Source organism: Microbacterium sp. SA156, assembly GCF_049065455.1.
Taxonomy (GTDB): domain Bacteria; phylum Actinomycetota; class Actinomycetes; order Actinomycetales; family Microbacteriaceae; genus Microbacterium; species Microbacterium barkeri.
Window position 1 is genome coordinate 33,576 of sequence record NZ_JBAKGU010000019.1, and the last position, 16,888, is coordinate 50,463.

A 16,888-nucleotide genomic window follows, 5' to 3' on the forward strand; every position below is an offset into this window, starting at 1 on the left:
GCTGACAGGGCTCGCCCAGGGACCGCGTCGACAATAGCGGGAAGGCCGGTCGACTAGACTCGACGCCAGTCCGCGCGCGAGCGGGGGCACGGAGGGTTGTCCGAGCGGCCGAAGGATCCGGTCTTGAAAACCGGTGGGCAGCAATGTCCCGTGGGTTCGAATCCCACACCCTCCGCAGAGCGGGGCGCGCGCCCCGAGGTCGGAGCACCGTTCGTCCCAGCCCGAGAGGACTCGAGTGAGCGAGACCCCGAAGCACGCCGTGCGGCGCACGATCGCCCGCCACGGGCAGCTCTCCTCGCCCGGACCGGTGCAGCAGCTGCTGCGCGTGCTCGGCGTCGCCCTCGCCGTCGTGATCGTGAGCGCGTTCGGCGTGGTCGGCTACGCCGCGTACGACTTCGGCGCGACCTTCAGCGCGGACGCGGTCGTGCTCGAGGGGCAGGAGGCCGCCCCGCCGGACATCGGCGAGCTCGACAACAAGGGCGTGAACATCCTCTTCGCGGGCCTCGACGCGTGCGAGGAGGAGTACAAGCAGTACTTCGGCGGGCGCTGCCCCGACGACGCGGCCTACGACCCCGAGTCGCGCGAGGCTGTTCTGAACGACGTCAACATGCTCGTGCACATCTCGCCCGAGCCGCGTCGCGTGACGGTCGTGAGCTTCCCCCGCGACCTCATGGTCGAGGGGCCGGAGTGCACCGACCCGCAGGGCGACGTCGCCTCCGCGCTCTCGCGCACACAGCTCAACGAGGCGTACTACCGCGGCGACCTCGGCTGCATCGTGAAGACGATCGAGGAGCTGTCGGGCCAGACGATCGACTACGGCGCGACCGTGACGTGGGGTGGCGTGATCGAGATCACGAACGCGATCGGCGGCGTCGACGTGTGCGTCGGCGGAGAGGGCATCTACGACGAGCACACGGGCCTCGCGATCCCGCCGTCGGAGAAGTACACGCTCGCGGGCGTCGAGGCCCTGCAGTTCCTCCGCACGCGCTACGGCGTGGGCGGCAGCGACCTCAACCGCATCAGCAACCAGCAGGTGTACATGTCGGCGCTCGCGCGCAAGCTCACGAGCGAGGAGGTGCTGTCCAATCCCAGCACGCTGCTCACGCTCGCGCGCACGACGCTCGAGAACGTCGACCCGTCGTCGAGCCTGACGAACCCGGTCACGCTCGTGCAGATCGCGATGGCCGCGAAGGACGTGCCTCTGCAGGACTTCACGTTCGTGCAGTACCCGGTCGTCGACGACCCGTACGACAGCAACCGCGTCGCTCCGGACTACGCCTCGGCCGAGGCGCTGTGGGCCGCCCTCGAGCAGAACGTCCCGCTGCAGATCACGGGCGACACCGGCGGCGGCGCCATCCTCGCGGAGGGCGAGGAGGGAGCGGAGACCCCCGCTCCCGAGGACACGCAGGCGCCCGTGGAGACCACGACGCCCGAGACGCCCTCGATGACGGAGACGCCGGCCCCGACCGACACCCCGGCGAGTGGCGAGCTGAGCGCCAACGTGCACGGCTCCGACGCGAGCCAGGTCACCTGCTCCAACGGCGTCGGCTGAGCCGGAGACGCGGATGGCGCAGCGGCGGGGCGTGCTCTGAGCCGCGGTTCGCAGCACCCCCTCGGACCCGTTAGGATGGTCTACGTGTCTGCGTGCAGGCACCTGGAGACGTCGCATAGTCAGGCCTAGTGCACCACCCTGCTAAGGTGGAGTCCCCTTTAAGGGGACCGAGGGTTCAAATCCCTCCGTCTCCGCCAGACGTCAGAGCCCGGCCCCGTGATCACGGGGCCGGGCTCGTCGCGTATGCGCTGCGAGGGCGGCGCTAGTCCGCAGCAGGCGCCGACTCGGCGCCACCGCCTGCGGCCAGCAGCTCCTCGCTCAGGTGCCACAGCCGTCGAGCGGCATCGGGATCGATCGCGTGCGGCGCGACATCGGTGGGCGGCGGGCCGTCGAACGCGACGGACATCGGCGTTGCGTCGACCGCGGAGATGTCGTTGTCCTTGAGGTAGACGCCCCCGATGCCCTCGAGCAGGGGACTCGTCGCCGCGAACACCATGGTGCTCGCACCCTGCGCGACGGTCTTGAGTCCGTGCTCCGGCGCGATCACCGGCCGCCCTTCCGCGTCGATCAGGCCCTGCGCGCGCTGGAGCTCCTGCGGGGCCTCGATGCGCTCGCCGACTGCGCGCGCCGGCCCGAGGGACGTGCCGACGATGATGCCGGGGTGCACGGCGTAGCCGCGGATGCCGACCTCCGCCCACCGGCGGTCGAGCTCGACGGCGAACAGCACATTGGCGGTCTTCGACTGGCCGTAGGCGACGTGCCCGTCGTAGTCGTCGACGAGGAAGTTCGGATCCTCGAAGCGGATGCCCGTGAGCCGGTGGGCGCCGGAGGTCATGTTCACCACGCGGGCGCCGGCCGCTGCCCGCAGCGCGGGGAGGAGGCCGATCGTGAGCTGGAAGTGGCCGAGGTGGTTCGTGGCGAGATTCGCCTCGTAGCCGCGCGCGTCGCGCACGAGCGGGCCGGCCATGATCCCGGCGTTGTTGATCAGGATGTGGAGCGGACGACCCGACCCGAGGAAGCTGGCGACGAAGGCGTCGATCGAGGCCGGGTCCAGCAGGTCGAGCTGCGCGGTCTCGACGCGGGCGATGCCCTCGAGCGCGACGGCGGCGCGCTCCGGATCGCGTGCAGCCACCGTGACGGATGCTCCTGCTGCGCTGAGGACGCGGGTCGCCTCGCGGCCGAGGCCCTGGTGCCCGCCGGTGATGATGACGTTCTTCCCGGCGAGGTCGATGCCCACGGCGACCTCCTCGGCGGTGGAGGCGGGTGAGAAGCCGGTTCCGATGGGGTGCTGGGTGCTGGTCATGAGAGTTCTCCTGTCGTGAGTGCGGGGAGGGGGAGGAGGGCGCGGGTCAGCGCGACGGCGGCCAGCGCGACCGCCGCCGACATCACCACGGCGGTCGCGAGTCCATCGCCGCCGAGGGTTCCGACCGCGGGTGCCGTGAGCGCGCCGCAGGTGAACTGCGCCGCGCCGATGACGGCGGCTGCGGTGCCTGCCGCCTCGCCGTGGCGCGAGAGGGCGGCCGCCGTCGTGTTCGGGATGACGAGCCATCCGCCGGCGAGCATCACGGCGACGGGGAGCAGGAAGCCGAGGACACCGCCCACCTGGAGCAGCTGCAGGGTGATGAGCACGACGCCGGCGACGAGGACGGCCGCGAGTGCGGCGGCGGCGATGCGCTCGGGTCGGTGATGCCGCAGCAGCACGGGGTTCACCTGGGAGCTCGCGATCATCACGACAGCGCAGGAGCCGAAGATCGCGCTGAACTGCTGCTCGTCCATGCCGTACTGCCCCTGCAGGACGAAGGACGAGCCCGCGACGAACGCGAACATCGCCGCGAAGCTCAGCGCCGTCGTGGCGACGAGCAGTCGGAAGTGGGGATCGTCGAGGATCGCCCGGTACGACGCGAGCACCTGCCGGACGCCGAGCGTGCGCCGCCGTGCGGGAGGGAGGGTCTCCGGGAGGGCGAGAGCGGCGAGCACGATGACGCCGATCCCGAGCACGGCGAGGACAGCGAACACCCACCGCCAATCGCCGACGACCAGCACGGCGCTCCCGAGCGTCGGCGCGAGGACGGGCGCGACGCCCATCACCAGCATGAGGCGGGAGACGGCTGCGGCCGCCCGGTGCCCGTCGAAGAGGTCGCGGACGATCGCCATGGCGACGACCGTCGCCGCCGCGGCGCCGAGCCCCTGCAGGATGCGCAGCGCGCCCATCGCGGCGAGGTCGGCGGCGCACGCGGTGAGCGCGGAAGCGATGACGTGCACGGCGACGCCGGCGAGGAGCGGACGACGGCGCCCGAGGGCGTCGGACAGCGGGCCGATGGCGAGCTGACCGAGCCCGAGGCCCAGCAGGGTCCCGGTGAGAGTGAGCTGGACGAGGGCGTCAGACGCTCCGAGGTCGGGGACGACGCGCGGCAGCGCGGGCAGGTACATGTCGATCGTGAGCGGGCCGAGCGCGACGAGCGCGCCCAGCACCGCGATCACGCGGGCAGAGCCCTGGCGTGTGGAGACATCCGGCGGGGACATCACGGCTCCCATCTGATTTCGGTGCGGTGCCTCCACCGTCGCGGGCGCTCCGGGATGCAGGAAGGCCCGCTTCATCCAGGGACGACCCGTCCCTGGATGGCTCAGAGCGCGCGAACGATACTGGGGTCATGATCGACCGCGCCGGGCTCGCCGCCTTCCTCCGCCGTCGTCGGGATCAGCTGCGCCCCGCCGACGTCGGTCTGGCCGACGGCGTGCGGCGTCGGGCGCCCGGCCTTCGGCGCGAGGAGGTCGCCCAGCTCGCGGGCATCTCGAGCGACTACTACGCGCGGATCGAGCAGGCGCGCGGGCCCCATCCGTCGGAGCCCATCATCGCGTCGCTCGCGCGGGCGCTGCGTCTCGACGTGGACGAGCGCGACTACCTTCTCCGCCTCGCCGGCTTCGCGCCTTCTCAGCGAGGAGGACATCACATCAGCCCGGGGCTGCTCCGCCTCGCCGATCGCCTCGCCGATGTCCCCGTGCTGATCGCGACCGATCTCGAGGTCGTGCTGTGGCAGAACCGCCTCGCGGCGGCGCTCGTGGGGCCGAGGAATCAGTCGCCGGGAGTCGAGGCGAGCGTGACCTGGCAGTGGTTCATGCGGCCGGAGACGCGGGCGATCTTCCCGCGGGAGGACTGGGAGCGGCACTCCGCGGCTCACGTGGCCGACCTGCGCGCGACCTCTGCCCGCCGCGGCGGCGATGCCGATGTGCGGCGGCTCATCCGGAGCCTCCAGGAGAGCGAGGAGTTCCGCCGGCTGTGGGAGCGGCATGACGTCGCCGTGCGCCGCTTCGACCGGAAGACCTTCCTCGTTCCGAGCATCGGCGAGATCGCGCTGACCTGCGAGGCCGTGCTGAGCGCCGAGACGGACATCCGCCTGCGCGTGTTCTTCCCGGCCGAGGGGAGCGACGCGGGCGAGAAGCTCGAGCTGCTCGCCGTGATCGGCACTCAGAGGTTCGACGCCACCGCGCTGGGCTGAGCCGCAGCGCGGTGGCGTCGAACGGGCTCAGCGAGCGCTCACCTCGACCCTCAGGATGCGGTCGTCGCCGGGTCGCGGCTCAGTGCCGCCCCACGTCGCGCCGTCCGTGTTGGACGTGATCAGCCACAGCGAGCCGTCGGGTGCGGCCTCGACCGTGCGGATGCGGCCGTACTCCTCGACGAGATGGGCGATCGGCTCGGCCGCGGCCGTGCCGCCCTCGACGGGCAGCTGCCAGAGCCGCTGCCCGCCGAGCGCCCCGATCCAGAGCGATCCGCCCGCGTAGGCGACGCCGGATGGACTCGCCTCGTCGGGGTGGATCGTCGTGATCGGCGGCTCTCCTGTGTCCCCCGCGATGCCCTCCGTCTCCGGCCAGCCGTAGTCCGCGCCGGCGCGCAGGACGTTGACCTCGTCCCACGTGCGGTGGCCGAGCTCCGTGGCATAGGCCGTGCCATCGGGGCCGAAGACGATTCCCTGGACGTTGCGATGGCCCGAGGAGTAGATGGGGGAGTCCCGCGGATTGTCCTCCGGGATGCTCCCGTCCACCGCGATGCGCAGGATCTTGCCGTTGAGCGAGTCGGCCGTCGCTGCGTTCTCGGGCTCGAACGCGTCGCCGGTGCCGATCCAGAGGTGCCCGTCGGGGCCGATCGCGATCCGACCGCCGTGATGCCGGTCGGCGGTCTCGATGCCGTCGAGGAGCACGCGCTCGACGCTCAGGGAGCGCCAGTCGTCGGCCACCCTCACCGCGACGACCTGATTCTCATCGGCCCCGGACCGGTAGGCGAAGACGGTGCGGTCCTGTTCGAACGTCGGCGACGCGACGATGCCGAGGAGGCCCCCCTCCGACGAGACCTCGACGTCGGGGACGACGCCGACGGGCTGCGCCGACCCGCCCCCTGCCGGGATGCGGAGGATCCGCGCGGTGAGACGCTCGGTGACGAGGGCGGACCCGTCGGGCAGGAACGTCAGTCCCCATGGAGAGCGCAGTCCGGTGGTGAGCTCGACGGGATCGGACAGGGTGGCGATGGCGGCCCTGTCGGGTGCCGCAGCGGGCCGACTCGGCCGAGCCGAGCCATCCGCGTCGTCGGCGTCTGCCGTGCCCGTGCACGCAGTCAGCATGCCGAGCACGAGAGCCAGGGCGGCGGCGGGAAGCGCCCTCGTCGCGCGGACCCGGCGTCGGGTGTTCATGCGTCTTCTCTCCTCGACGGCGGCTCAGGCGGCGCCGCCGTTGACGAAGATGTTCTGCCCGTTGACCCACCGGGCGGGGCCGGCGAGGAAGGCCACCGCCTCGGCGATGTCCTCCGGCGTGCCGAGCCGCTGGAACGGGTTGCCGCCGGCGATCTGGTCGATGAGCTCCTGGCTCTTGCCCTCGAAGAACAGGGGCGTCGCCGTCGGGCCCGGTGCGATCGCGTTCACGGTGATGTCCCGACCCCGCAGCTCGCGGGCGAGGATCAGCGTGATGGCCTCGACCGCCCCCTTCGACGCCGCGTAGGCAGCGTAGGCCGGGTACTGGAGCCGCGTGATCGATGTCGAGAAGTTGATGATCGCGCCGCCGCGGCGGATGCGCTGAGCGGCGAGCTGGTCGACGACGAAGGTGCCGCGCACGTTGACCCGCTGGACGCGGTCGAAGACCTCGAGGTCGAGCTGCTCGAGCGGCGACAGCGGCATGATCCCGGCGGTGTGCACGAGGACGTCCACGCCACCGAACTCCTTCTCCGCGAGGTCGAAGAGCGCCTTCGCCTCGGCTTCCTCGGCGATGTCCGCCGAGGCGGCGATGGCGCGCCCGCCGTCGGCCTCGATCGCCGCGACGACCTCGTCGGCACCCTCCCGGTTGCTGCCGCAGTGCACGACGACGTCCATGCCCTCGGAGGCGAGGCGCCGAGCGGCGAGACCGCCGATGCCGCCTGAGCCGCCCGTGACGATGGCCACACGGTCGCTGATGCTGTTCATGAAGACTCCGTTCCTTATATGGACAGTTTGTACATTACCGTGTCGCGGAGGAAATGGACAGAGGGTCCAGATGTATTCTCGGACGATGCGAGATGAGGCGAACACGCCGCAGAGGCCGGCGACGCCGCGGCGCGGGCGAGGTCGTCGCCCCGCCGCCGAGGTACGTGCGGAGGTGCTCGCCGCGACCGGTCGCGTCCTTCTCGGCGAGGGACTGTCGGCCGTGACGTTCGGCCGAATCGCGGACGAATCCGGCGCGAGCAGGATGACGCTGTACAAGTGGTGGCCGTCGCCGGGCGCGCTCGCGGCGGAGGCGTACTTCGCGCAGAGCGCCCCCGTGCTCGACTTCCCGGATACGGGCGACGTGCGCGAGGACCTCGTCGCCCAGCTGACGGCGTTCGTGCGGTGGCTGACGGGTGGCGCGGCCGCCCCGGTCTCGGAGCTCATCGGGGCGGCGCAGCGGGATCCGGACGTCGCAACGGCGTGGGCCGAGAGCTACGCTCGCCCGCGGAGAGAGCTCGCGCGCAAGCGGCTGCAGAGAGCTCAGCAGCGGGGCCAGCTCCGGCCCGACGTCGACCTCGACGTCATCGTGGACCAGCTCTGGGGTGCGTGCTATCACCGGCTCCTCGTGCTCAAGGTGCCGCTGGACGAGGAGATCGTTCCTCGCCTCGTCGACCAGGCGCTCTTCGGCGCGGCCAGGCCCGATGCCACAGCCCGGTGACCCTGTCAACCGAGTGCGCCCGGCGACCCGCGCGCGTAGCGTCGCACGTGATCCCACCTCGAGACGACGGAGGAGCACATGCAGGAGACGCCGCACGCGACCGACGAGGACCTCGCCCGCATCGCCGGGATCGTGAAATCCGCCAAGATCGGGCTGCTCACGACCACCAGTCCCGAGCGGCAGCTCCACAGCCGCCCGCTCGCCGCGCAGGACGTCGAGTTCGACGGCGACCTCTGGTTCTTCACCCAGGACCCGAGCGAGAAGGTGCGCGACATCGCCGTGCACCCCGCCGTGAACGTCGCGTTCGAATCGGGCAAGGGCTACCTCTCGGTCGCCGGCACCGCGGAGGTCGTGCACGACCGGGCGAAGGTGGACGAGTACTGGACCCCCGCGGTCGAAGCCTGGTTCCCCGAAGGGCGGGAGGATCCGACCGTCGCGCTCATCCGCGTGCGCGCAGAGTCCGCCGAGTACTGGGCGACGGATGAGCCCGGCATCGTATCGGCGTTCAAGATCGCGAAGGCCGTCGTGACGCGCACGCAGCCCGACGTCGGCGAGAACCGCGCCGTCGAACTCTGAATCGAGAGGAGCACATCATGGCGGATGCCCAGAGCCAGCCCGAGGAGAGCGTCGACGAGGAGGCGGCCGACACCATCCTGGACGACCCCAGCACGGAGAAGGACCCGGGTGAGGAGCCCAAGGCACCTCAGCCGCAGGAGGGGGAGCCGAGCCACCACGCGGTCGGCATCGGCGTCATCGACGCGAAGATCCCGGGCGAGGAGGAGTAGTCCTCACCACGCGGCTCGGCGCCCCACGGCGGCGAGCCGCGTGAGCGCGTCGGCGGGATGTCTCAGCAGGGCGCGAGACTCGGCGGACGAGGTCAGCACCTCGACGATGCGCTGCGCCGAGCGCACGTGCGACCGCCGGTAGCCAGCGATGTAGTGCGGGTCGACCTCCCACGTCACCTCGTCGCCCGAGGTGACCGTGAGGACGACCGGATACCGCTCGACCTCGCCCAGCGGGCTGACGTCGCCGAGCACGGCGAGCAGCAGCGAGCCGACCGTCTCCTGCATTCCTGGCCACGGCCAGATCGTGGTGGGCGGGCTGAAGCGCAGGGCGCGGATGTCCGACCATGGCAGCACGGCCCTCGGCGCGTCTCCGACGCACTCCGCGACTCCGTCCGCGCGGAGCCGGACGTGGCGCGCGGCGACGTCGCCGATCGCGAGGCCGTCGGGGGTCGCGGTGAGGGGGCCGTGTCGAGACGCCATGCCTCGATCCTCACACGGCCCCCGCCGCCGCCGATGTCAGGGGAGGTCCTCGACCTCCACGCGGTCGTCATCGTCCTCCGCATCGTCGCGCCCGGGGCCGCGGATGGCATCGGGCGGCACCTCGCCGTCGCTCGAGCCGAGCCCGGGCGCGCCCTCGTCGGGGAGTCGGTCGGGGTCGCTCACGGCGTTCTCCCGCGCGAGGTCGGAATCGGACGTCTTCTTCTCTTCTGCGCTCATGTCGCGATCCTCGCGCGGAGCGGCGGATGGCGCGAGGGCGTTGACAAGCCCGGGATGCGCGGCGACGCCTTCGCGCTATCGCCAGACGGCCCGCGGCGCAAGGGGATGACGTCGCCCGGTCGCCTCCCGCAGGGTGGAGAGGACCCGACGAGGAGGACACCATGGGCAGGGAAGACGAGATCAAGCGCCAGGAGGACGAGGGCGAGTACACCGACGTCGAGGTGCCGGAGGGCGAGCGACGGCCCGACCGGGTCATCGAGGAGCCCGGTCAGTACACCGACGTCGACCGTGACGAAGAGGTCTGAGCGGTCGGCATGACGGCGCCCGGGGCGAGCAGGTCGACACGTCGGGCGCCGCACCGCGTGCAGCGCACGTAGAGGACGACGCCCTCGGACGTCGGATGGCGTGACTCCGTGCGCCATCCGTGCTCGCACGTGCGCGCGGTCGCGAGGTCGACGAGGTGCTGGCTGCGCGGGGAGGTCATGCGACCAGCGTGATGTAATGCTCTTATGCATCTCAACCCTTACGGCGAGTACGCGGTGCTCCTCGCGGCATCGCTCGCGAACGCATGGCCGCACGATCGCGCGGGCATCGAGAGCCGCACGCGCGACTTCGGGATGACGATGCCGTTTCCCGAGCGCCCCGATGACCACGCCGCGACGCGCGCGGTGGTCGACCGCTGGCTCGCGGTGGTCGACGCGGATTCGCCGGATGAGCGCGCCCGTTTGCTGAACGGGCTCATGAAGGAGGCGACCGCGTACCCGCGTCTGACCGACCATGACGGCGAGGGATGGCACCTCCACTACCGCGACGACGACCAGTCGCTCGCGCACGTGCTGCTCGCCGTCATCTCCGTCGGGACCGCTCTGCACCTGACGACCCGCGGGATGACCCGGCTCGGGCGGTGCGCCGCGGGCCGCGCGCCCGGCGATCCGTGCCGCAACGTCGTCGTCGACATCACCAGGAACGGCCGGCAGCGCTACTGCTCCGTCCGCTGCGCGAACCGCGACGCCGTGCGCCGCCATCGCGCCCGGCTTCGGTGAGCCTCGAGACTACTTCTTGCCGTTGCCCTGGCCGCCGTTGCCCTGGCCGCCGTTGCCCTGGCCGCCGTTGCCCTGGCCGCCGTTCCCGCCGCCCTGATTCCCGTTGCCCTGCCCGCCGTTGCCCTGGCCGCCGTTCCCGTTCCCGGGGTCGCCGTCGCCCTCGCCTTCACCGCCGTCGCCACCGTCGCCGGCGCCGTCCTCGGCAGGCGGGTCTGACGGGAGGACAACCGGCTCCTCGCTCGGAGTCGGCGTCGGAGACGGCTCGGCGAGTCGCTCGAGGTCGGCGCGGACGGCGTCGATCGCCTCCCGGATGCCGACGGCGCGCGCCGCGTCGATCCGCCCGTCCACGAGGGCCTCGTCGACGTCGGCCTCGAGCCTGTCGAGAGAGGCGAGCGCCCCCGCGGCGTCGCCGTCCGCGGCCTGCTCGGCGACGGTCGCCACGGCGTCCTGGAACGCGGCGGTCGGGGTGTCGGAAGGCGCGCAGCCGGTCAGGACGACGGCTGCGACGATCAGGGTGGGGAACAGGAGGCGTCTCATGGCGTGACCGCCTCCATGAGGTCGTCGAGATGGCCGCGCAGGGGCTCGTCGAGCGCGGGCAGGGCGGGCGGCGCGGGTTCCTCCTGCGGGAACATCGTCGGCGCGCCGAGCGCCAGCGCGAGCGCGATCAGGGCGACCGCCGTCATCACCGCGACCATCGCGAGGATGCGCCGAGGGCGCCGGCGCGGAGCCGCGGCCGGCGGCTGGAGCGTGCCCAGCGGGATCGCGGCGGTCGGCGCAGGGCGGGATGGCAGGGGCGCGGTCGCCTGCGCGACGGGGAATGGCCGCGTCTCCTGCTCGTGGACGGCGGCCGACCGCGGCGTGAGCGGCTCGCTCGGGTCGGCCGCGATCTCCCGCGCGGCCGCGGCGACCTCGCGCGCCGTGGGGCGCCGCGCCGGGTCGCGGTCGGTCATCGCGGTGAGCAGGACGCGCCATCGCGGATCGAGCTCGTCGGGCATCTCCGGCTCGCCCGCGATGCGCGAGGCGAACAGCTCCTGCGCCGTGCCGGAGGGGAAGGGATGGCGGCCGATGAGGAGCTCGAGCAGCACGAGCCCGAGGGAGTAGATGTCGGATGCGGGGGCCGGCTGCATGCCGCGGACCTGCTCCGGGGAGAGGTAGGCGGCCGTCCCGATCGTCGTTCCCGGCGTCGTGATGCGGCTCGAGTCGAGCAGGTAGGCGATCCCGAAGTCGGCCAGCGTCGCCGCGCTCGTGATGCCCGGCAGCTTCGGCGCCCGCATGAGCACGTTCGACGGCTTCACGTCGCGGTGGACGATGCCGGCGTCATGGACGACGGCGAGAGCGTCGGCGAGCGCGGCCGCGGTCTCGGCGACCTCCCGCCCCGAGAGCGGGGCTGCGGCCATCCGATCGCGCAGGGTCGGGCCCTCGACGTACTCCATCACGAGGTACGGATGGTCGTCCTCGTCGACATGCGCGTCGAACAGCGTGACGAGGGACGGATGGTTCAGGGCTGCGAGCAGGCGGGTCTCCGCGAGCCGACGCTGTCGCGACTGCGGATCATCCGGCATCGGGCGGAAGAGCTTGACGGCGACGTCGCGGCCGAGCAGCTCGTCGCGCGCGCGGTACACGGTGGCCATGCCGCCGGCACCCACGCGCGCGACGAGCCGATAGCGGCCGTCGAGCACCTCTCCCGTGACGGGCTCGTCGAGGAGGTCGGACATGCGCGCTCAGGCGAGCGGCTCTCCGTTGTCCGTCGTCCGCCGCGTCGTGATCTGCTCGCCGCTGGCCGGGTCGACCGCCGTGCGCTGAGTGGAGACAGCGCTGCGGCGACGGAGCATGAGGACGAGGCTGATGAGGAAGACGACGGCACCGGCCGCCATGAGGATGTACCCGATGAGGGTGAGGTCGACCGCTCCGCCGAGGTCCACGTTGATGGCGAAAGCGATGATCGCGCCGATCGCGATGAGGGCGATTCCGGATCCGATTCCCATGGTCGTGCTCCTTCCAGGCGCTGGGCCCTGCGGCCGCTGACGGACGGGCTCGGGTGGCTCGTCACCGCGTCAGCGGGTTCCTTCAGGTGTACCGTCCGCGTCGTCCTGGCGTCTCGCGGTTGACACGGCGGCGACGGGACGGTAGCCGCGCATGCCCGGCATCAGTCCTCGACGGTCGACGGCGGTGTGCCGAGCTTCTCGAGCTCGGGCCAGAACTCGTCCGGCACGTGCGTCGCGCAGAGCTCCTCGAGCTCGGCGATGCGCTCGGGCCGGCCGACTCCCACGACCGTCGAGTGGACGCCGGGATGCCGCAGGGAGAAATGGAGGGCGGCGGCCGGGACCGAGAGCTTCCATTCCGCGCAGAGCTCGCGGACCCGGGCGAGCCACGCGAGCAGATCGGCGGGCGCCTCGCGATACGCGTAGCTCGTCGACGTTCCGGCGAGAAGCCCGCCGCCGAACGGCGCGGCGTTGAAGACGCCCATGCCGCGCTCGTTGGCCTCCGCGATGAGCTCCTCGGCGCTGCGGTCGACGATCGTCATGCGGTTGTGGGTGAGGACGGCGTCGAAGATGCCCGTCCCGACATACGCCTTCTCGAGGCTGATCTCGCCGACGGCGATGCCGATCGCTCCCGCCAGACCCTGCTCGCGCAACTCGATCATCCCCTGGACCGCTCCGCCGGGAGCGAGCGCCTCCTCCACCGTGACAGCCCACGGGTCGTGGAGGTGCACGAGCGGGAACCGCTCGAGCCCGAGCTTCTCGACGCTCTCCTCGAAGGAGCGCCACACGCGGTCGCGGTCGAATCGTCCGTCCTTCCCGACGTCGACCTTCGTGACGATGCTGTGGCCATCCGCGAGCCCGCCCCGGGCATCCAGCGCCCGCCCGAGCACCCGCTCGCTCTCGCCGCCCGCGTAGTTGTTCGATGTGTCGACGACCGCGAAGCGGGAGGACAGCATCGCCTCGGCGACCTCGAGCGGGTCGGAGGCCGAGCGCTGCGGATCGCCCAGCGACGAGGCGCCGAGCGTCACGGAGCTCACGACGAGAGGAGTCGCGCCGAGCGGGCGGGGGTCGAGCACGGATGACATGGGGCCTCCATCGGTCGCAGGTGTCCTCACCAGCATGGCGCACGGGTCCGCGGATGTCTGCCGCCCACAATGGACTCGTGCCCATCATCGACAACGCCGTCTACGTCGACGGGCGGCGCATCGCCGACCCGGCGAGCCTCGACCAGACCTTCGAGTACATGCGCGACCAGAAGGGGATGGGCTGGATCGGCCTGCTGCGCCCGACCGACGACGAGCTGATGACCGTCGCGGCCGAGTTCGAGCTGCACGCGCTCGCCGTGGAGGATGCGCGCAAGGGGCACCAGCGCGCGAAGCTCGAGCGCTACGGCGACACGCTGTTCCTCGTGCTGCGGCCCGCCTGGTACATCGACGAGACCGAGACGGTCGAGTTCGGCGAGCTGCACGTGTTCGTCGGACCGGACTTCGTGCTCACGGTCCGTCACGGCGAGGCTCCGGACCTCTCGCGCGTCCGGCAGCGGATGGAGGCCGATCCGGCTCTCCTCGCGCGCGGGACCGAGGCCGTGCTCTACGCCATCCTCGACGAGGTGGTCGACCAGTACACCCCGGTCATGCGCGGCGTCGAGAACGACATCGACGAGATCGAGGACGCGCTCTTCACCGACACCGCGACATCCCTCTCCCGCAGGATCTACGAGCTCTCCGGTGAGGTGATCGCGTTCCAGCGCGGCACGCAGCCGCTCGACGGCATGCTCGCCGGCCTGCTGCGCGGAGGCGAGAAGTACGGTGTCGACCTCGAGCTGCAGCGCCTGCTGCGCGACGTGCACGATCATGTGCTGCGTCTCAACGACCGCATCGCGTCCTTCCGGGCCATCCTCGACAACGCGCTCACGGTGCACGCGACGATCGTCACGCAGCGGCAGACCGAGACGTCGCTGCAGCAGAACGAGCAGGTCAAGAAGATCTCGGGGTGGGCGGCGATCCTCTTCGGCCCGACGCTCATCGGCGGCATCTACGGCATGAACTTCGATCACATGCCCGAACTCCACTGGGCGTGGGGATACCCGCTCGCCCTCGCGCTCATGGCGGCGACGAGCGTCACCCTGTGGGCGCTGTTCAAGTGGCGGAAGTGGATGTGAGGACGACCGTGGCGTGCGGCTCGAGCCGCAGCGTGTCGCCGCAGCGGAAGCTCGCGATGCCGCGCGTGCCCACGTGGACATGCTCGCCGGATGCTCCGGACATGCCGGTGCCCGACAGATCGAGCTCGATGGGCTCATCCCACTTGCTGACCAGGAGCAGCGACCTGCTGCCGTCGGGGCGCGTGAGGCCCTGCGCATGCAGGCGGGCGTCGGGGAATCCGGGATAGCCCGTCGACGTCGGAACGGCGCGATCTCCCGGAGCGAAGTGGCGCAGGAGGAGCTGCGTCACGGCGTACCGGGCATTCGGCTCGCCGGTCTCCCAGTCGAGGAGCGACGTGCCGGGGATCATGCCGGGGTAGTCCATGAACTCCGCGATGCCGAGCAGGTCGATCCCCATGGGCAGCAGCCGCGCCCAGAGGTAGGCGTGGATCGACCCGCTGAGGGCCCAGTAGAACGCCGGGATCTGCGGAGCGGGGTTCATGATGTCAGCCGGGTACGTCCCGATCTCATTGAGGAACATCCGCGCGCCAGGCGCCAGCCGCCGCGCGATGGACTGGATGTACGCCACGCTCTCCACGAAGGCATCGGCCTGCGCGAAGAAGGTGCTGCGCCACGTGCTCGGGTCGGCGTTGCCTTCCGGCCCGAACGGGTTGACGATCTCCGGCGACGCATAGAAGTGGCAGGAGAAGGCGTCGATGGGGATGCCGTCCTGGTGATTCGCGGCGTCGAGGAAGTGCCAGAAGTACTCGGGGTCGTGGTGCACGTGACTGAGGGACAGGCCGATGAACTTCATCTCGGGGTCCAGGGGCTGCAGCCGCTCGACCACGGCGTCGTACAGCCGGGTGTAGACCTCGGGCGGCATGCGCCGGTTGAGGTCGGGCTCGCAGAGCACCTCCCAGTACGCGAAGCGGTATCTGTGGCCCGACTCGTGCCAGCGACCGAGCTCGTCGGTGAAGCCGCCCGCGATGTACCAGCTGGCGAGTCGGAAGAAGTAGTCCGCGACCTCGGCGAGCGTCTCGTCGCGGAAGTCCGATCCCTGCTCGTACTGCCAGTGGATCTCGTCGGGGTCGCGCGAGACCACGACGTCCTCGGCGCCCTCGAACATCCAGTGCGGGATGGTCGCGAAGTTCGCGACGACCGGTCGCCCCTCGGCCGCGGCCATGAAGTCCTCGACGAACGGATCGAGGTGCGAGAAGTCCCATGAGGTGGTCGTCTCGGTGGGCGGCTCCAGGGCGGGCACGGAGAGCACCGGATGCGAGAACCAGGGGAGGAAGCGCGCGCAGTCGGCCTTCAGATCGCGGAGAGCCGCGAACGCGCGATCGTGGATCGGCGACTCGCGGCGGAGGGGCGGTGCGGCCCAGAGGTGCGTGGTGAGAACCGTCTGGTTGACGTGGAACGCGCCATCCCACGACACCGTGACGGGTACGGCGATGCTGCCGGCGTCGGGCGACACGGGCGGGGTCTGCTCTGCGGACATGAGGCTCCTCGAGAGTTTGATACATGCGTCTTATACGTATGTATAGCACGCCCGTACAGGGTGCGCCGTATGCTCGAGGAATGGGGCAACGTGAAGCGCTTCTCGCGGGAGCGAAGCAGTGCCTGGTCGAGCGCGGGTACGCGCACACCACGGCGCGCGACATCGTGGGCGTCACTGGGGCCAATCTCGCTGCGATCGGATATCACTTCGGCTCGAAGGACGCTCTGCTCAACGCCGCCGTCATCGAGACCTTCGAGGAGTGGGGCGATGCCGTCGCCAGGAGTGTGACCGCCGACCTCGACGGCGGCCCGGGGCGACGCCTCGAGCACTTCCTCGCGGGTCTGCTCGCCGCGGCGCCGGATAAGCGCAGCGTCCTCGTCGCCAGTGTTCAGGCCTACGCCCAGGCGGAGTTCGCCGAAGAGGTCCGCAGGCAGCTTCTCCGCATCTATGCGGAGAGTCGCCGCGACCTCGCCGCGCTCGTGCTGGAGGTCGACCGGGACGAGGTCTCCGCGGATGACGCTCGCACCGTGGGTTCGCTTGCGCTCGCCCTCATCAACGGCGTGATGCTGCAGTGGATGCTGGACCCCTCCGCGACTCCGTCGGCAGAGGAGCTGTCGCGCGCGATCCGGGCGGTCGCGGCGTAGGTCGATCGACGGGCGCGTCGGCGTCCTGCCTCCACACTGTCTCGTCTTTATCTCCGAATGTGGAGTTATCCACAGGTCTGGATTGCTCGGTGGAATGTCCGATGGGGTGGGTAGTGTGGGGGTATGTCGAGGACGATGCCGCGGGAGGATGCGGGGGTGGGTTGGGAGCCCACTCCGGCGGAGGTCGCGGTGACGCGTTCGGCGGTGGAGCGGGCGCGTCGGGCGCGGGCTTTGCGGGCGGAGGCGGATGCGCTGGAGATTGAGGCGCTGGCTGAGGCGGGGGAGGTCGCGCGGGCGCAGCTGGCGAGGTCGGGGGCGGTCTCGTCGCGGTATGACTTCCCGTTCCGGGCGATGGCGGGGGAGTT

22 protein-coding genes and 2 tRNA genes are annotated in these 16,888 nt (G+C 71.2%); 12 read left to right on the plus strand and 12 right to left on the minus strand.

The annotated features are described in order from the left end of the window. Window positions 1-90: 90 nt before the first annotated feature. The 3 genes from ACOWU6_RS15060 to ACOWU6_RS15070 all read left to right on the plus strand — a co-directional run bounded on the left by ACOWU6_RS15060 (window position 91) and on the right by ACOWU6_RS15070 (window position 1,749). Window positions 91-175 (plus strand) — tRNA-Ser (locus tag ACOWU6_RS15060). A 60-nt stretch (window positions 176-235) separates the two neighbouring features. After that, on the plus strand, window positions 236-1,552 hold the full coding sequence (locus ACOWU6_RS15065; RefSeq protein ID WP_282980447.1) for an LCP family protein: 1,317 nt from the start codon (window positions 236-238) through the stop codon (window positions 1,550-1,552). Between the two features lie 104 nt (window positions 1,553-1,656). Next, window positions 1,657-1,749 (plus strand) — tRNA-Ser (locus tag ACOWU6_RS15070). Window positions 1,750-1,814: 65 nt separating this feature from the next. Here ACOWU6_RS15070 and ACOWU6_RS15075 read toward each other — a convergent pair. Then, entirely contained in the window at window positions 1,815-2,855 is a 1,041-nt protein-coding gene (locus ACOWU6_RS15075) for an SDR family NAD(P)-dependent oxidoreductase (RefSeq protein ID WP_421076188.1), read from the minus strand. Next, on the minus strand, window positions 2,852-4,075 hold the full coding sequence (locus tag ACOWU6_RS15080) for a multidrug effflux MFS transporter (protein ID WP_421076189.1): 1,224 nt from the start codon (window positions 4,073-4,075) through the stop codon (window positions 2,852-2,854). The genes ACOWU6_RS15075 and ACOWU6_RS15080 overlap by 4 nt, the downstream gene beginning before the upstream one ends. A gap of 128 nt (window positions 4,076-4,203) precedes the next feature. On the opposite strand from ACOWU6_RS15080, the gene ACOWU6_RS15085 reads away from it, so the two are divergent. Beyond that, complete coding sequence (locus tag ACOWU6_RS15085; protein ID WP_421076190.1) at window positions 4,204-5,049, plus strand: helix-turn-helix transcriptional regulator; 846 nt, start codon at window positions 4,204-4,206, stop codon at window positions 5,047-5,049. Window positions 5,050-5,076: 27 nt separating this feature from the next. Here ACOWU6_RS15085 and ACOWU6_RS15090 read toward each other — a convergent pair whose 3' ends face one another. After that, window positions 5,077-6,234, minus strand: coding sequence for a PQQ-dependent sugar dehydrogenase (locus ACOWU6_RS15090; RefSeq protein WP_421076191.1), 1,158 nt, complete (start codon window positions 6,232-6,234; stop codon window positions 5,077-5,079). A gap of 24 nt (window positions 6,235-6,258) precedes the next feature. Then, window positions 6,259-6,996, minus strand: a complete 738-nt coding sequence (locus ACOWU6_RS15095) for an SDR family oxidoreductase (RefSeq protein ID WP_421076192.1) — start codon at window positions 6,994-6,996, stop codon at window positions 6,259-6,261. 85 nt (window positions 6,997-7,081) lie between these two features. On the opposite strand from ACOWU6_RS15095, the gene ACOWU6_RS15100 reads away from it, so the two are divergent. The 3 genes from ACOWU6_RS15100 to ACOWU6_RS15110 all read left to right on the plus strand — a co-directional run bounded on the left by ACOWU6_RS15100 (window position 7,082) and on the right by ACOWU6_RS15110 (window position 8,499). After that, window positions 7,082-7,714: a TetR/AcrR family transcriptional regulator C-terminal ligand-binding domain-containing protein gene (locus tag ACOWU6_RS15100; protein ID WP_421076193.1), complete on the plus strand. Its 633-nt coding sequence runs from the start codon at window positions 7,082-7,084 to the stop codon at window positions 7,712-7,714. Between the two features lie 78 nt (window positions 7,715-7,792). Beyond that, window positions 7,793-8,290 (plus strand): pyridoxamine 5'-phosphate oxidase family protein, encoded by a 498-nt coding sequence (locus tag ACOWU6_RS15105; protein ID WP_421076194.1) that lies wholly within the window; start codon window positions 7,793-7,795, stop codon window positions 8,288-8,290. Window positions 8,291-8,307: 17 nt separating this feature from the next. Beyond that, window positions 8,308-8,499, plus strand: coding sequence for a hypothetical protein (locus ACOWU6_RS15110; protein ID WP_421076195.1), 192 nt, complete (start codon window positions 8,308-8,310; stop codon window positions 8,497-8,499). 3 nt (window positions 8,500-8,502) lie between these two features. Here ACOWU6_RS15110 and ACOWU6_RS15115 read toward each other — a convergent pair whose 3' ends face one another. Both ACOWU6_RS15115 and ACOWU6_RS15120 read right to left on the minus strand, forming a co-directional pair. Further along, window positions 8,503-8,979, minus strand: a complete 477-nt coding sequence (locus tag ACOWU6_RS15115) for a hypothetical protein (protein WP_282980452.1) — start codon at window positions 8,977-8,979, stop codon at window positions 8,503-8,505. Between the two features lie 36 nt (window positions 8,980-9,015). Further along, the gene (locus ACOWU6_RS15120) at window positions 9,016-9,216 is read right to left on the minus strand and encodes a hypothetical protein (RefSeq protein ID WP_282980453.1); all 201 of its coding nucleotides are present in this window, start codon (window positions 9,214-9,216) and stop codon (window positions 9,016-9,018) included. Window positions 9,217-9,377: 161 nt separating this feature from the next. Here ACOWU6_RS15120 and ACOWU6_RS15125 point away from each other — a divergent pair, with 161 nt between their 5' ends. After that, window positions 9,378-9,521: a hypothetical protein gene (locus ACOWU6_RS15125; RefSeq protein ID WP_421076196.1), complete on the plus strand. Its 144-nt coding sequence runs from the start codon at window positions 9,378-9,380 to the stop codon at window positions 9,519-9,521. On the opposite strand, the gene ACOWU6_RS15130 is transcribed toward ACOWU6_RS15125, so the two are convergent. Next, window positions 9,485-9,700 (minus strand): hypothetical protein, encoded by a 216-nt coding sequence (locus tag ACOWU6_RS15130; RefSeq protein WP_271174680.1) that lies wholly within the window; start codon window positions 9,698-9,700, stop codon window positions 9,485-9,487. The genes ACOWU6_RS15125 and ACOWU6_RS15130 overlap by 37 nt on opposite strands. A 25-nt stretch (window positions 9,701-9,725) precedes the next feature. On the opposite strand from ACOWU6_RS15130, the gene ACOWU6_RS15135 reads away from it, so the two are divergent. Beyond that, the gene (locus ACOWU6_RS15135; RefSeq protein ID WP_282980456.1) at window positions 9,726-10,259 is read left to right on the plus strand and encodes a CGNR zinc finger domain-containing protein; all 534 of its coding nucleotides are present in this window, start codon (window positions 9,726-9,728) and stop codon (window positions 10,257-10,259) included. Between the two features lie 9 nt (window positions 10,260-10,268). Here the strand turns inward: ACOWU6_RS15135 and ACOWU6_RS15140 are convergent, their stop codons facing one another. The 4 genes from ACOWU6_RS15140 to ACOWU6_RS15155 all read right to left on the minus strand — a co-directional run bounded on the left by ACOWU6_RS15140 (window position 10,269) and on the right by ACOWU6_RS15155 (window position 13,326). Beyond that, a complete protein-coding gene (locus ACOWU6_RS15140; protein ID WP_421076197.1) occupies window positions 10,269-10,796 on the minus strand; it encodes a hypothetical protein in 528 nt (175 codons plus the stop codon). Next, window positions 10,793-11,974, minus strand: a complete 1,182-nt coding sequence (locus ACOWU6_RS15145) for a serine/threonine-protein kinase (RefSeq protein WP_421076198.1) — start codon at window positions 11,972-11,974, stop codon at window positions 10,793-10,795. Before ACOWU6_RS15145 ends, ACOWU6_RS15140 begins: the two co-directional genes overlap by 4 nt. 6 nt (window positions 11,975-11,980) lie before the next feature. Continuing rightward, window positions 11,981-12,244, minus strand: coding sequence for a DUF6458 family protein (locus ACOWU6_RS15150; RefSeq protein ID WP_271174684.1), 264 nt, complete (start codon window positions 12,242-12,244; stop codon window positions 11,981-11,983). A 161-nt stretch (window positions 12,245-12,405) separates the two neighbouring features. Further along, window positions 12,406-13,326, minus strand: a complete 921-nt coding sequence (locus ACOWU6_RS15155) for an aldo/keto reductase (protein ID WP_421076199.1) — start codon at window positions 13,324-13,326, stop codon at window positions 12,406-12,408. Window positions 13,327-13,403: 77 nt separating this feature from the next. Here ACOWU6_RS15155 and corA point away from each other — a divergent pair, with 77 nt between their 5' ends. After that, entirely contained in the window at window positions 13,404-14,402 is a 999-nt protein-coding gene (gene corA / locus ACOWU6_RS15160; protein ID WP_271174686.1) for a magnesium/cobalt transporter CorA, read from the plus strand. Here corA and ACOWU6_RS15165 read toward each other — a convergent pair. Further along, window positions 14,380-15,879 carry a hypothetical protein gene (locus ACOWU6_RS15165; RefSeq protein WP_421076200.1) on the minus strand — a complete coding sequence of 500 codons (1,500 nt, stop codon included), beginning with the start codon at window positions 15,877-15,879 and terminating at the stop codon, window positions 14,380-14,382. The two genes, corA and ACOWU6_RS15165, sit on opposite strands and share 23 nt — an antisense overlap. Window positions 15,880-15,959: 80 nt before the next feature. Here ACOWU6_RS15165 and ACOWU6_RS15170 point away from each other — a divergent pair, with 80 nt between their 5' ends. Together ACOWU6_RS15170 and ACOWU6_RS15175 are read left to right on the plus strand one after the other, a co-directional pair. Beyond that, on the plus strand, window positions 15,960-16,523 hold the full coding sequence (locus ACOWU6_RS15170) for a TetR/AcrR family transcriptional regulator (RefSeq protein WP_421076201.1): 564 nt from the start codon (window positions 15,960-15,962) through the stop codon (window positions 16,521-16,523). A gap of 156 nt (window positions 16,524-16,679) precedes the next feature. Then, window positions 16,680-16,888 (plus strand): hypothetical protein (locus ACOWU6_RS15175; protein ID WP_421074897.1); only part of this gene is annotated, 209 nt, incomplete at its 3' end.